We start from the raw sequence: 13,837 nt of genomic DNA, 5'->3' as shown, positions 1-13,837 counted from the left end.
GGTATTTAAAAATCTGTAAAATCTTCTATTATCTTTATAAGCCCTTTCTGTTCATCATCTTTCAGATGCGTTTTAATACTGTTCTCTTCAACATCTTTTAAAGCGTCAGCAAAAGTTAATTTTAAAAAATGTGCAGCTCTGTCCTGTTTACTGACTTTAAAACAATTCCAAATATTCCAGCCAAAATGATACAGATCGAGATTGGACAGATCTTTTACTTTTACTGGTTTAATCTTTTCGAAATTTATTTCTTCAGCATATATAATTATATTCTTACTCAACTGTTTCAAATCATCATCCGATGCATACATCGCGAACTCTTGCTGTGCATAACGGATGGCTGTATCAATCCTTTCCTGTTTTTGATTTCTGACTGCATTTTGACGCTCCTCCCTTATCTTCTCAATATCAAGGGCTGAATTTTTCTTTTCAGGCATTTCGGGCTTAATTAAACCATTCTGAAGCCCTTCTTCTATTTTTACAAGGTCCTCACTTGTAATTAGGCTTTCAGGCGATTGCTTTTTTTCAGCCTTCAAAAAACGATTCAGTATTCCTGCAGCCAATTCGTTTAGAAACAGGCTTAGAATTGCAAACATTAAAACTCCAAATCCAGTGCTGATCCAAAAAAAAACACCGGCCGTATATTCATCAGCACCTTTTTCCAGCAGCACCAGTCTTCCGATTACACCGACAAAGACACAGACTAAAAAAACAGACAGGTAAACTGTAATATATTCGAAGTACTTTATTTTCATTGCGCTCTTTTCTTTAAAGATTCCAATTGTATTGCCTGCGAAGCTCTGTTTTTCTTTTCATCTATTACCTTGGCATAGATTTGAGTAGTTTTTACGTTAGTATGCCCAAGCATTTTGCTGACCGTATAGATATCTGTCCCGCTGGACAGCTGCAGTGTTGCAAATGTATGGCGGAAGCAGTGGAAGGTAATGTTTTTTTTAATTCCTGCAGATTCAACCCATTTTTTCAGAGGGCGTGAAATCCACGACGGATCCGGCAGATCCTCAAAAACAAGCTGTCCGGGAAGCCTTGGTTCTCCGCAGAGCTGCAAAGCCTGCTCAGAAATAGGCATATATTCGACACCCCTTGTTTTTTTCTGGGTGAAATGCAGTTTGGCCATGCCGTCTTCCAGGCTTATCTCTTTCCATCGGAGTTTCTGAATGTCGGAATGCCGCAAGCCGGTAAGCGCTGAGAAAAGCGCGGCTCTTTTAAGGACATCTTTCTCACAGGGCGTTTCAGCCAATACGTTCAATTCTTTAATGGTAAGATATTCGCGTCTTGATTCCTGCTCCGGGATGCCCTTTATTTTTGAAGACAGATCAACAGTTAGATATCCGTCGATAAAGGCCTGTTTCAAAGCTGCTTTAAAAATCGAAAAATATCTTGCCGCAGTGTTGAGGGAAAGTATTCCTTTTTTGCCTCCTCCGAGCGGCGCAGCCAGCAGAAAGAGTTTAAAATCTTCCGCCATTCTGATGTTAATCTGAGAAAACATCAGACTGCCTGCAGAGTAGCTTTTTAAAAATTCTTTGGTCCGCTCCCAATTGATCTGAATGGATTTTGAACTTCGGGCGTGTCTTTTAGCTGCTACAGAAGCAATGTATCTGATAAAATCCTCTTTTCCTCTTTCTTTCTGTTCAGCCAATAGGTTCTCAGCATCACTGTACAGATCTATATTATCGTATTCTTTCTGACGGATTTTACGCACCCCGTCAGCATAGAGCATTATTTCACGGTCGGTTTCGCTTCTGGTTATTATTATTCCGTTATCGCTGCGTCTGGGCTTATAGGATTTTATGCCCTGCGCATCTGTACGGGCGGTTCTCTGTTTGTCCCACTCCACGGTTTTTACGGTTCTGTTTAAGTATTCACGGATTCTCTGTGGCGTTTTCTTTCCGGAAACCTCAACAGGATAGCTTTCTATGTAGACATACCATTCCTCTCGGTCTTCTGCTTTTCGAAGACGCACAGTTACCTTGGTTTTTGCTAATTGTTTCATATAAAATCATTTCCGTTATACAAGTTATCAATTTCGCTTTTTGGAGCATATACATGCTTTCCGATCTGCCTGGTAGGTATTGAATATTTCCTGATATGGCTGTAGACAGAACCCTCAGATATCTGAAATCTCTGAGCAATTTCACCAATCGAATAGCAGTCTTCTCTTTCAAGGCTGTATAATTTTTTCTTAGGTGCGCTCTCAGCCTGCGGCAGGCTTCGGGCAGGGCTGAACATCCCTTCCATGACTCTGCGGTCGATCCTTACAAGGCGGGTTCCAAGATTAACTGACGGAATTTTTCCCTGCTCCACAAGCCTGTAGAGGGTTCTTTTGGCAATTCCAAAAAGCATGCCAGCCTCAGAGACGGAAAGAAATGCCCTATCCTGCGGTATTTTCTCTATCATCGCTTTGATGTCTGCTTCATTTTTAAGCTGCTTCATCTTCTGCTTGTATGCTTTTTTACTGCATTTTGACGAGCAGTAGACAGAAGTTACGGTCTTGGGCAGAAACACTTCCCCGCATACAAGACATTGTTTGTTTATTCTTTTCATCGCCTTTATCTCCAATTTAAGTGCCATAAGTATACATAAGTGCCACATTATCGCCTTTTAAGTGCCGGTACAAATATGATACAAATCTATGATAAAAAACGACTAAAAAACAGTATAAACGAAAAAGAACAAAAAAGAAAAACCGCTGTAAACTTTACGTTTACAGCGGTTTAACACTTATTATTAACTGATGTTAATCAGTACTTATTTGACTTCTTCGAATTCAACGTCTTCAACGTTATCTCCTTGAGATTGCTCTTGTTGTGGAGCTGCTTGTTGACCTTCACCACCTTGAGCGTACATTGCTTCTGTAGCTGTTTTCCAAGCTGCATTTACATTGTCTAATCCTTTTTGGATTGCATCAAGATCTTGAGATTGGTGTGCCATTCTCAATTCAGTTAAAGCATATTCGATAGCTGTTTTTTGATCGTCTGTCAATTTATCTCCCAATTCTTTCAATTGACTTTCAGTTTGGAAAATAGTACTGTCAGCTTCGTTCAATTTCTCAGCTCTTTCTTTTGCAATTTTGTCAGCATCAGCGTTAGCTTCAGCATCTTTTTTCATTTTTTCGATTTCTTCAGCTGTTAAACCAGAAGAAGCTTCGATACGGATATCGTGAGATTTTCCAGTTCCTTTATCAGTTGCAGAAACTTTGATGATACCATTAGCATCGATATCGAAAGTTACTTCGATTTGAGGAACTCCTCTTGGTGCTGGTGGAATACCATCTAAGTGGAAACGACCGATCGTTTTGTTATCAGCTGCCATAGCTCTTTCTCCTTGTAATACGTGGATTTCAACAGATGGTTGAGAATCAGCAGCAGTAGAGAATACTTGAGATTTTTTAGTTGGAATAGTTGTGTTAGACTCGATTAATTTAGTCAATACACCACCCATAGTTTCGATACCTAAAGAAAGAGGAGTTACGTCAAGTAACAATACATCTTTTACATCTCCAGATAAAACTCCACCTTGAATAGCTGCTCCAATAGCAACAACCTCATCAGGGTTAACACCTTTAGAAGCTTTTTTACCGAAGAATTTCTCTACTTCGTCAGCAATTCTTGGCATACGAGTAGAACCTCCAACAAGGATTACTTCGTCGATATCAGATGTAGATAAACCTGCATCTTTTAATGCTTTAGCAACTGGCTCCATAGAACGTTTTACTAAAGTATCAGATAATTGCTCAAATTTAGCTCTTGATAATTTTTTCACTAAGTGTTTTGGTCCTGAAGCAGTAGCCGTTACGTATGGCAAGTTGATTTCAGTTTCAGCAGAAGATGATAATTCAATCTTAGCTTTCTCTGCAGCTTCTTTCAAACGCTGTAATGACATTGGGTCTAAACGTAAATCAATACCTTCTTCTGATTTGAATTCGTCAGCTAACCAGTCAATAATAACTTGGTCAAAATCATCACCACCTAAGTGAGTATCACCATTTGTAGACAATACTTCAAATACACCGTCTCCTAATTCAAGAACAGAGATATCAAAAGTACCTCCACCTAAATCGTAAACAGCAATTTTTTGATCTGTTCCTTTTTTATCTAATCCGTAAGCAAGTGCCGCAGCAGTTGGCTCGTTGATGATACGCATAACCTTAAGACCAGCGATTTCACCAGCTTCTTTAGTAGCCTGACGCTGCGCATCGTTAAAGTAAGCAGGAACAGTAATAACTGCCTCAGTTACAGTTTGACCTAAATAGTCTTCAGCAGTTTTTTTCATTTTTTGAAGTGTCATTGCAGACAACTCCTGAGCAGTGTATAAACGACCGTCAATATCCACACGTGGAGTATTGTTGTCACCTTTTACAACACTGTAAGGAACTCTTTTTGCCTCTTCTTGAGTTTCAGCAAAAGTGTGTCCCATAAAACGTTTAATAGAAGCAATCGTTTTTGTAGGATTCGTTACTGCTTGTCTTTTTGCAGGATCACCTACTTTAATTTCTCCACCTTCAACAAAAGCGATGATAGATGGTGTAGTTCTTTTTCCTTCTGCGTTAGGGATAACAACTGCTTCGTTACCTTCCATTACAGAAACACAAGAGTTCGTCGTACCTAAGTCAATTCCGATTATTTTACCCATTTTTTATATATTTAATTTTTGATATACATTTTATAACTCAGGTGGCATAAGTCAATCTTTGTGCCAATATAAAAAACCAAAGTAAATTGTCAGTTTTACTATTGGCACGACAATAATCATCTGACAACATGACATTTTTAAAACCTGACATACATGGCATAACATCATTTTATATGTCATTATTAACGGAGTTGACAATTCATTAAGTCATAAAACAACCGTACAAAAAGCCCCGTCGAGTCTCTTATTTACAGCAAAACATGCTACATTTGAAAAATAATAGAGTCCCCGTTTAATCAAACAAAATTCAACTTTCTCTTTTTGATTGATTTTTAAACTTTAAAGATAAAATCTTAAAAGAAGAAATAACAATAAGCAACATTAACAAATTATAAAAAATAAACTGATGATTGAAATTGATAAAATCGCATTAATAAAAGTCGAAAATGGCCAAATTCTAAGCACAAAATCAAGAGGGAAAGACAAATATTATATTCCGGGCGGAAAAAGAGAAGATAACGAAACCGACGAACAAACTTTAATTAGAGAAATTCAGGAAGAATTAAGTGTTGAAATCCTACCGGAATCTATCGAATATGTTGGAACTTTCAAAGCGCAGTCTGACGGACATGCAGATGGAATTATTGTAAAAATGACCTGCTATAAGGCTGACTATACTGGAACGCCAAAAGAAAGTAATGAAATAGCTGAAATTAAATGGCTAAATTACAAAGATCTCGACGTCGTATCAGAGGTTGACAAGATCATATTCAAACACTTAAAAGAAAGCGAATTGCTCGTTTAATAATAAAAAAAACAGAATGGAAAACTATAGCATCATCATCTTTATTCTTGCCATTGTCATAGGGCTTTCGGCATTTGCTGATAAGGCAAAACTCCCCTATCCTATATTGTTGGTTATTGTCGGGATTGCTATTGGTTTTATTCCATCAATGAGTGAGATCGAAATTAATCCTGAGATTATCTTTCTGATTTTTTTACCTCCCTTATTGTATGATGCTTCCTTTAACATCTCTCCAAAGCATTTCAGAACAAATCTTAGCACTATCAGCACATTGGCCATACCATTAGTTTTTCTTACTACCTTTTGGATCGCTGTAGTCTCACATTATATGATTCCCGGCATGACCTGGCCACTGTCTTTTGTATTGGGGGCAATACTTTCGGCTACTGACGCAGTTGCTGCAGTAAACATAACGAAAGGCCTGGGAATACCCGAAAAAACGATTACCATACTCGAAGGAGAAAGCTTAATCAATGACGCCTCTGCACTGGTGGCTTATCGGTTTGCTGTTGCAACAGCTATGGGTTCGGCATTTATTATATGGAAAGCAACACTCCAATTTGTGATTTTGCTGGGAGGAGGTTTTTTAGTAGGCTTTGTTATGGGCAAAATTTTAGCTTTCATTCTGACCAAAGTCCGTAAAAACACAAATGTTACTGTAAGTTTTATGCTTCTGATGCCCTTTGTCACTTATTTAGTTGCGGAGCATCTGCACGTTTCAGGAGTAATTGCTGTTGTCTTTTTGGGATTGGCAATCGCCCGTTTCAGCAAGAAAATTTTTCCGGAGAGTCTCAGAAACAATTCTAAAAATCTTTGGGATGTCATTATTTTTATCTTAAACGGATTAATTTTTATCCTGATCGGACTTAACTTTCGATACATCCTAAAAGATATCGACGACAATATGATTCTGCCTTACATCGGTTATGCTGTAATTATAACTATCGTGGCATTACTAACCCGAATGGTAAGGGTGTTTTTTCAAAAAATAAATCTGCAGAAAGCCTTTCAGAAAAATGACCGAAAAAGACGAAAAGTCAGCGAACATTCGTTATTAGATTCCAAAAACAGTTTTATCATTAGCTGGTCCGGAATGCGAGGTATCGTTTCCCTGGCCATCGCCCTGGGATTACCGAAATTTCTGGAAGACGGAACTCCTTTCCCACAGCGAAATGCAATACTTTTCATTTCTGTTGCTGTGGTACTTTTAACCATAGTCGGACAAGGACTTACACTTCCGTGGATCGTCAAAAAATTAGGGGTTCGGGAAGAAAAATAAGCTGCATCAAAAATTTTAATTATATTCGTTTAAACTAATTATCAGCTCCTTAAACGAATATAATTAAAATTCCAACTTATGAAAAATACCATTGCCATTTATGGCGCTTACGGACATACCGGAAAATTTATCGTTGCAGAACTTTACAGACAGGGTCAATCCCTTATTCTTTCCGGAAGAGATCACGAAAAACTGACTCTTTTAAATCAGGATTACCCGGAAGCGATCCTAAAAGCGGCGGACATCCATAATCCGGAATCATTAGACACTGCATTTGCCCAAGCAAAAATGGTCATCAACTGCGCCGGTCCGTTCTTAGATACAGCCGATCCCATCATTCAATCGGCTTTGCGGTTAGGCATTCACTATATTGATCTGACTGCCGAACAAAAATCAGTATTGGACATCTTCGAACAATTTTCTGAACCGGCAAAACTGGCCAAAATTCTTGTCATTCCTGCCGCTGCTTTTTATGGCGGACTAGGTGATTTATTAAGTACCGCAATCACTCAGGATTGGGATCAGATCGACGAAATCAACCTCTACATTGGTCTGGATTCCTGGCATCCCACAAAAGGGACAAGACTAACAGGAGACCGAAATCATTATACCAGACTAACTTTGAAAGACCATCACCTGCAAGACCTTCAACCCGGCATACCTTTTAAATGGGACTTTAAAAATCCTATTGGAATTAAAGAAGTGGTTGCGTTGCCCCTTTCAGAAATTATTACCATTTCACGTCATTTAAAAGTCAATACCATCAATACATATCTCAGTCAAAATTCACTCGATGATCTTCGAAATGCTGCCACACCCGAACCTAAACCCACCGATCACAAAAACAGGTCGTCACAGCATTTTTGTCTGGAAGTTACAGCAACAAAAGAAAACATCAAAAGAACAATTATCGCTCAGGGTCAGGATATTTATGCCGTTACTGCGCCGCTTGTGGTTGAAACAGTTAACAGAATACTATCCGGTAAAGCCATAAAAACAGGAGTCACCACTATTGGAGAAGTTTTTGACGCAGCAGATTTTCTTCAGTCATTAAAAGAGGAGGATATTACAATCTCAACAATCGAAGAATCAAATTTAAGTCTGAAGCATTAGGTTTTAACAGCAATAGTTCTTCTTTACCACGAATCATTTGGTTTTTTATTTGTAATTTCGATTTTCTAAAAAGGATTGATTTTCGGCAGAAATTAACTTCCCTCAATCAATCCTATTCAATTAAAATACAATTACAAAATGGCTTCATTTATTAAAGAAATCTCTTTTCGCTGGTCAGATCTTGACCCCAATTTTCACGTTCGTCACAGTGCTTATTACGATTTTGGTGCACAGCATCGTATTGAAATCCTTGAAGAACTGGGTTTAACTTTAAGAGTAATGCAAACACAGGGTTTTGGACCTGTTTTGTTTAGAGAAGAATGTATTTTCAGAAAAGAACTAAAACTTTCCGACAAGATATTTATTCATACCAAAACCTCAAAAATGAAAGCCGATGCTTCACGCTGGTCAATCATTCATGAATTTAGAAGAGAAGACGATACGCTTTGTGCTGTTATTACAGTTGACGGAGCCTGGATGGACACTAAACTTCGTAAATTAGCTTCTCCAACGCCGGAAATTGCTATCGAAGCATTAAGTATCTTCCCAAAAAGTGATGATTTTGTTGGACTTTAAAGCAAAATCCAATCTGATATAAATTACAAAAATCCAAAAAGCACATTCTAACAAAAGTCGTTTTTTGGATTTTTTTCAAACTTAAAGCCTATGATCGACTACTTAAAAGATTTTAGAATAGGAATTTTCATTGCTATTATAGCCATTGTCACAATAATTCTTGGTGCGGTTACTGATAAGGTACTTCGTTATTTTTTGTATCGCAAACAGGCCAATAAAGAATATGATGCTACCGGCTTTAAGTTCCTGAAACACCTGATCATTACTGTAATTTATATTTTAGGATTTGCCTTTGCGTTAATTCAAATTCCCGAATTTAAAATAATAGGTCACTCCGTTCTGGCAGGAGCCGGAGTAATCTCAATTGTTGCCGGTCTGGCTTCCCAACAAGCCTTAAGCAATATTGTAAGCGGAATATTTCTTGTTATTTTTAAACCCTTTCGCATCAACGATAAAATTACCATCAACAATTTTGTGGGTACCGTAGAAGATATCAATCTAAGACAAGTGGTTCTGAAAGATGCCGAAAACAACCGCATCATCATTCCAAATTCTGTAATCAGCGCCCAGATTATTGTCAACACCAACATGCACGATACCAAATGCTGCAAAATCATAGAAATCGGCATTGGTTACCAGTCTGATATTGAGAAGGCCTTAGAAATCATGCAAGACGAAATTGCCAAACATCCGTTTTTTATCGATACCCGAACTGCCGAAAGCAAAAAACAAAATACCCCTTTGGTTGTCGCTCGTGTAGTAGCGCTGGCAGACTCAAGTGTAACCTTAAAAGCATGGGCATGGGCAAAAAACTCTACCGATGGTTTTATCCTCTATTGTGATTTGCTTCAAAGCATTAAAAAACGTTTTGACGAAGGCGGCATTGATATTCCTTATCCACAGCAGGTAGTAACGCTGAAAAGGTAATTTATTCGCTTAATAATTTTAGACTGCAATTCAGAACTTCTTTATTGAAACTTGAGCCCAAAATTAACTTTATCAAAAGTAGTACTGCAGGAAACCGCAAAACGCCCCACGTTAACCGTTCCGAAAATCCCCCCTTCTCCATGACCGGAATAAAATCCTCCTGCCGAGAAACGAGCATTCTGATACTTCAGTGCAATGTCATTAACCCTGCTGTTTAACTGTCCAAAAACAATAAGCTTGGGAATAATCTCATAGCTCCCAAAAATTTTCGGAGCCAGTTTGTTGTAATAATTAAACCCCTCATCGGTGCCATTATGGATACTGGAGGAATGTAAATTTGCCAGACTTCCTCCAATGAAAGTATTCTCACTAAAATGCCAGGATACACTAAAGCCTGTATAGGTTCCGTCATATCCGCTTTGGGATTCTACATAACCCACAGAGATTGTTGCCCGAAACTTATCACACATCTTACCAATATAACCAACGTAGGTTCGGTCCAATTCAGATTTATTAATACCTGCCCCAAAAATAATATCATCCTGGCGCATCGTAAGTGCATACTGAAAATAAGCAGAATACTGATTTTCATTACCTGCAACGACACTTCTCCCCTTGTCCAGATCAATATTTGGCGAAATCACAGTCGAATTTATCACAGCAAAATCAAATGTATTCATCTCCTGCGCAAATACGGGGCAAGAAATTAAAAACAAAAATAATATTCTTTTCATGATGTTTAATTTTGATACAAATAATTTTGAGCTAAATTACTTACAAAAAATAACACATTGAAAAAAAATCTTTAAAACGACAAAAATACTCGTTAAAATACCATATTCGGAAAATACACAAGAACTCTCCCTCTTGTTAATTTTATTATTTATTGCATTTTCAATTCCATTTTAAAATCATAAATTGTATTTTTGAATTAATAACCAAGCCCTTTTTAACTACATTTTTTATATGTTTCTGAAAAAGAAAACAGAGATTGCTTAATACAAGACTCAAGGAAACACCTAAAAAATTAATATAATTATTCTTTCTAATTCACATCATTTAAAATTAAGATATATGTTTACAATAGAGCAAATCAAAGAAGCACATGCCAAAGTACAAACCGGTGCTGACTTCCCTAATTATATTCAGGACTTAATCATTTTAGGCGTAAAAGGCTATGATACTTTCGTGCATGACGGACATGTGGAATACTACGGAGTAAACAATTATCATGTAACGGCTGACGAAAAATACGACGAGATAAAAGTAGAATTGGTTCCGAGCAAAGAACGTTTTATCGAATTTTTAGTGATGCATCAGGATGGTCAGACCGATTACCTTACTTTTTGCCGTCACGCCGCGCAATGTGGAATAGCCAAGTGGAGAGTCGATATTATAGAAATGACCTGTACTTATTTTGACAAAGGGGAGAATGAAATTTTAATCGAGAAAATTCCAAGTTAATTTTTAATCTTAAAACCAAAACGACCCAAAAGAACCGAATTTAATGAAAAATATAGCCGCCCTCGTTTGCCTTACATTATTATTTGCCTGCAATTCAAAACAAACGGAAGACAAAACAAACACTCCCGAACATACTAAAAAAGAAAGTGCACAAAAAACACCTTCACAAAGTAAACCTGCCGGTTCCCCAAATTATGAGATCTCAACCTATGACAATCCTGAATTTGCCTCCAATATCAAACTACATAAAGAGCAGTTAAAGCAGTTTTCAGAAAAAAAACTTTTTTCAGTTATTCATGATAAATGGATTCAAAAACTAAGCAAAGAACAACAGGCTTTTTTTAGCGAAAATCCTAATTACGAATTACTTTCTATGGCCAAAGGAAATCTATTCCAGAACGACAGTAATGATTTTGTTTTTATAGTTTATGACAAGAAGAAGACAAAAATCTCGATTTTGCTCTATAATGGCCTAACTTATAAATATGCTGAATTATACAAAGACATAAAGGTCGAAAACGGTTTTGCAGATGGAAATTCTGATATTGTTTTTACCAGATCACTCGACTATCAATTTGCGGATGAATTTTTATTTTACAATGAAGACGCTCTTAAAGAACATCCCGATAATTATTTAGAAACCTATGTTGCGGCTAAAATTACAGACCTGTCAAAAGACGACGATTTTGCATTAGACCATGGATCCTTTGCAAAAAACGTTTCGAGAACCAATCTGTCAAATACCCTTTGTCTTGCTACAAGTTCTGTTTATAGTAATTGGGATTGCTTGCGATATGATAAAACAAACCATACTTTTTTAATTTTTTATACACAGGCCTTCGCAGACTAAATATCCCGCTTTTGTACAAGAATTCTAAAAAAATAAACTTTTTTAAGATGACAACTAAACTTTCACCGATCCTAACCCCTAAAGAATTAGTACAACTCTCTAATTCATCTGAAATCATTCTCATTGATGCCAGAGCAGGAATAAACGCAGAAGAAAATTATCGAAGTGAACATCTTAAAGGAGCACGTTATATCGATTTGAACAAGGACTTGGCAACCGTGGCAACCGATCCTTCAAACGGCGGAAGACATCCCTTACCGTCCATAGAGAAATTTTCTCAGGTACTTTCGAAAACCGGAATTTCACCTGAAAGTCACGTTGTAATTTATGATGATAAAAACGGATCAAACGCAGCAGCTCGCTTTTGGTGGATGCTTCGGGCGATAGGACATGAAAAAGTTCAGGTTTTAAATGGCGGTTTACACGAAGCTGTAAAAGCAGGTTTTCCAGTAAATGCCGAAATCGAAACTTTTAAAACGACTGAAAAATATCCTATTTCAAAATGGACGTTAAAAACTGCTGACATTGAAGAGGTCGAAAGAGCCCGAAATAACAGCAAAAACATTGTAATTGATGTAAGAGATAAAAATCGATTTGACGGTTTAACAGAGCCTCTGGATTTGATTGCAGGACACATTCCGGGTGCGATTAATGTTCCGTTTAGTGAAAATTTAGACGCAAACGGTTTTTACCATTCTCCTGAAATTTTAAAGGAGAAATATTCCCAAATCATCGGTGATAAAAAAACAGCAGATATTATCGTCCATTGCGGTTCAGGAGTTACTGCCTGTCATACTTTACTGGCTATGGATTATGCCGGAATACCCATCCCTAAACTATATGTAGGCTCCTGGAGCGAATGGTCGCGTAACGATCGCGAAATGGCTACTAAACCAACTGAATAATTACTTTAAGATACAAAAATGCAGCATTGGGATATACTTTTATCAAATCAGGTCAATAAAAAAGCTTTTATAGACACTTTACTTTTAGGGGAAGCCAAAGGAGAATTAGCCCTTTTTAACACTCAAAAAGGTATTTTGTTCTCAGACATCGCTATCGAGAAATTCATCGAAAAAGAATACCAATACGATACTGTTGAAGCAGCTCCTGAATCGCACAGACAACTAAGAACTTTTTCTTCGGGCGAACGTAAGAAAGAGTTTCTGAAATACTGCATCAATCAAAAACCTGATTTCATAATTTTTGACAATCCTTTCGATCATTTAGATCTGGCCTCACGTGCTGCTTTAGCAAAATCTCTGGAAAGATTAACCGATAACATTGCAATCATTCAATTGGTCAATCGCGTAGCAGATGTACTTGATTTTGTTCCGAATAAAGCATCGATTAAAGACAATTCCTTTGCACTGCATCCGATTTCAAAAAACGAAAAACATTTTAAAACTTTAAACACAGCAGCAATTCCCAAAGCGATTGAACCGCACTCTTTTCACGAAAGTGTTTTAATCAAAATGGATAAAGTCTCGGTAAGTTACGAGGAAAGAAAAATTGTCGATAACATCTCATGGACGATTAAACAAGGGGAATTCTGGCAGCTGGTTGGTCCGAACGGTTCAGGAAAGAGCACCCTCTTATCTCTAATCACGGGCGATAATCCAAAGGGATTCGGTCAGGATTTGTATTTATTTGGAAGAAAAAAAGGAAGCGGCGAAAGTGTTTGGGACATTAAAAAGCAAATTGGAATTTTCGCAACTTCTATGACTGACCTGTTTCAAAAAGGACATACTCTGGAAGAAATGATTCTTTCCGGTTTTTTCGATTCCATCGGATTGTATATTGAACCCACTACTTTACAAAAACAAACGGTAACACAATGGCTCGAAGTAATTGAAATGAGCCACTTGCGAAAAAAACGCTTCATTGACCTTTCGATAGGACAGCAAAGAGTCGCTTTAATTGTCAGAGCCGTTTTAAAACATCCTCCATTATTGATTCTCGATGAACCCGTAGAAGGTCTTGACGATGAAAATGTCGACTTGGTCATTCAATTGATCAACACCATCAAACAAGAAACAAATGTTAGCATTCTGTACGTTTCACACCGTATAGAAAATGGCCTCGCTCCTACTTCGGTATTTGAACTTTTGCCAACTCCAACCGGATCTATCGGTAAAATCAAATACCATTCAGAGTTAAATTAAAAACAAAA

The 13,837-nt window shown here is 37.4% G+C and carries 14 protein-coding genes; 9 read left to right on the top strand and 5 right to left on the bottom strand.

Annotated features, from left to right (window positions below; translation table 11 throughout):
• Window positions 1-5: 5 nt before the first annotated feature.
• The 4 genes from OLM58_RS15940 to dnaK form a co-directional block, all read right to left on the bottom strand.
• Window positions 6-755: a hypothetical protein gene (locus OLM58_RS15940; RefSeq protein WP_070906640.1), complete on the bottom strand. Its 750-nt coding sequence runs from the start codon at window positions 753-755 to the stop codon at window positions 6-8.
• Complete coding sequence (locus OLM58_RS15935; protein ID WP_070906641.1) at window positions 752-2,011, bottom strand: site-specific integrase; 1,260 nt, start codon at window positions 2,009-2,011, stop codon at window positions 752-754. Before OLM58_RS15935 ends, OLM58_RS15940 begins: the two co-directional genes overlap by 4 nt.
• Window positions 2,008-2,589: a helix-turn-helix domain-containing protein gene (locus tag OLM58_RS15930; RefSeq protein WP_264529709.1), complete on the bottom strand. Its 582-nt coding sequence runs from the start codon at window positions 2,587-2,589 to the stop codon at window positions 2,008-2,010. Before OLM58_RS15930 ends, OLM58_RS15935 begins: the two co-directional genes overlap by 4 nt.
• Window positions 2,590-2,766: 177 nt before the next feature.
• Window positions 2,767-4,650 (bottom strand): molecular chaperone DnaK, encoded by a 1,884-nt coding sequence (dnaK, locus tag OLM58_RS15925; RefSeq protein ID WP_017496558.1) that lies wholly within the window; start codon window positions 4,648-4,650, stop codon window positions 2,767-2,769.
• Between the two features lie 406 nt (window positions 4,651-5,056).
• Between dnaK and OLM58_RS15920 the strand changes: the two genes are divergently transcribed.
• The 5 genes from OLM58_RS15920 (at window position 5,057) to OLM58_RS15900 (ending at window position 9,350) form a co-directional block, all read left to right on the top strand.
• Complete coding sequence (locus tag OLM58_RS15920) at window positions 5,057-5,455, top strand: NUDIX hydrolase (protein ID WP_264529708.1); 399 nt, start codon at window positions 5,057-5,059, stop codon at window positions 5,453-5,455.
• A gap of 16 nt (window positions 5,456-5,471) precedes the next feature.
• A complete protein-coding gene (locus OLM58_RS15915; protein ID WP_264529707.1) occupies window positions 5,472-6,734 on the top strand; it encodes a Na+/H+ antiporter in 1,263 nt (420 codons plus the stop codon).
• Between the two features lie 78 nt (window positions 6,735-6,812).
• On the top strand, window positions 6,813-7,847 hold the full coding sequence (locus tag OLM58_RS15910; protein WP_264529706.1) for a saccharopine dehydrogenase family protein: 1,035 nt from the start codon (window positions 6,813-6,815) through the stop codon (window positions 7,845-7,847).
• Between the two features lie 138 nt (window positions 7,848-7,985).
• Window positions 7,986-8,423 carry an acyl-CoA thioesterase gene (locus OLM58_RS15905; protein WP_017496553.1) on the top strand — a complete coding sequence of 146 codons (438 nt, stop codon included), beginning with the start codon at window positions 7,986-7,988 and terminating at the stop codon, window positions 8,421-8,423.
• Between the two features lie 90 nt (window positions 8,424-8,513).
• Window positions 8,514-9,350: a mechanosensitive ion channel family protein gene (locus OLM58_RS15900; protein WP_264529705.1), complete on the top strand. Its 837-nt coding sequence runs from the start codon at window positions 8,514-8,516 to the stop codon at window positions 9,348-9,350.
• 41 nt (window positions 9,351-9,391) lie between these two features.
• Here OLM58_RS15900 and OLM58_RS15895 read toward each other — a convergent pair whose 3' ends face one another.
• Window positions 9,392-10,084 (bottom strand): hypothetical protein, encoded by a 693-nt coding sequence (locus tag OLM58_RS15895; RefSeq protein WP_264529704.1) that lies wholly within the window; start codon window positions 10,082-10,084, stop codon window positions 9,392-9,394.
• Between the two features lie 340 nt (window positions 10,085-10,424).
• On the opposite strand from OLM58_RS15895, the gene OLM58_RS15890 reads away from it, so the two are divergent.
• The 4 genes from OLM58_RS15890 to OLM58_RS15875 are packed head-to-tail and all read left to right on the top strand — an operon-like array spanning window position 10,425 to window position 13,829.
• Window positions 10,425-10,814, top strand: coding sequence for a DUF1398 domain-containing protein (locus tag OLM58_RS15890; protein WP_264529703.1), 390 nt, complete (start codon window positions 10,425-10,427; stop codon window positions 10,812-10,814).
• A gap of 43 nt (window positions 10,815-10,857) precedes the next feature.
• Complete coding sequence (locus tag OLM58_RS15885; protein ID WP_264529702.1) at window positions 10,858-11,664, top strand: hypothetical protein; 807 nt, start codon at window positions 10,858-10,860, stop codon at window positions 11,662-11,664.
• A gap of 47 nt (window positions 11,665-11,711) precedes the next feature.
• A complete protein-coding gene (locus OLM58_RS15880; RefSeq protein WP_264529701.1) occupies window positions 11,712-12,569 on the top strand; it encodes a sulfurtransferase in 858 nt (285 codons plus the stop codon).
• 18 nt (window positions 12,570-12,587) lie between these two features.
• Entirely contained in the window at window positions 12,588-13,829 is a 1,242-nt protein-coding gene (locus tag OLM58_RS15875; RefSeq protein WP_264529700.1) for an ATP-binding cassette domain-containing protein, read from the top strand.
• The last annotated feature ends 8 nt before the right edge of the window (window positions 13,830-13,837 follow it).

It is taken from the genome of Flavobacterium sp. N502540, assembly GCF_025947365.1.
GTDB lineage: Bacteria > Bacteroidota > Bacteroidia > Flavobacteriales > Flavobacteriaceae > Flavobacterium.
Note: the sequence above shows the minus strand (reverse complement) of the source record. Positions and strands in the feature narration are given on the sequence as shown.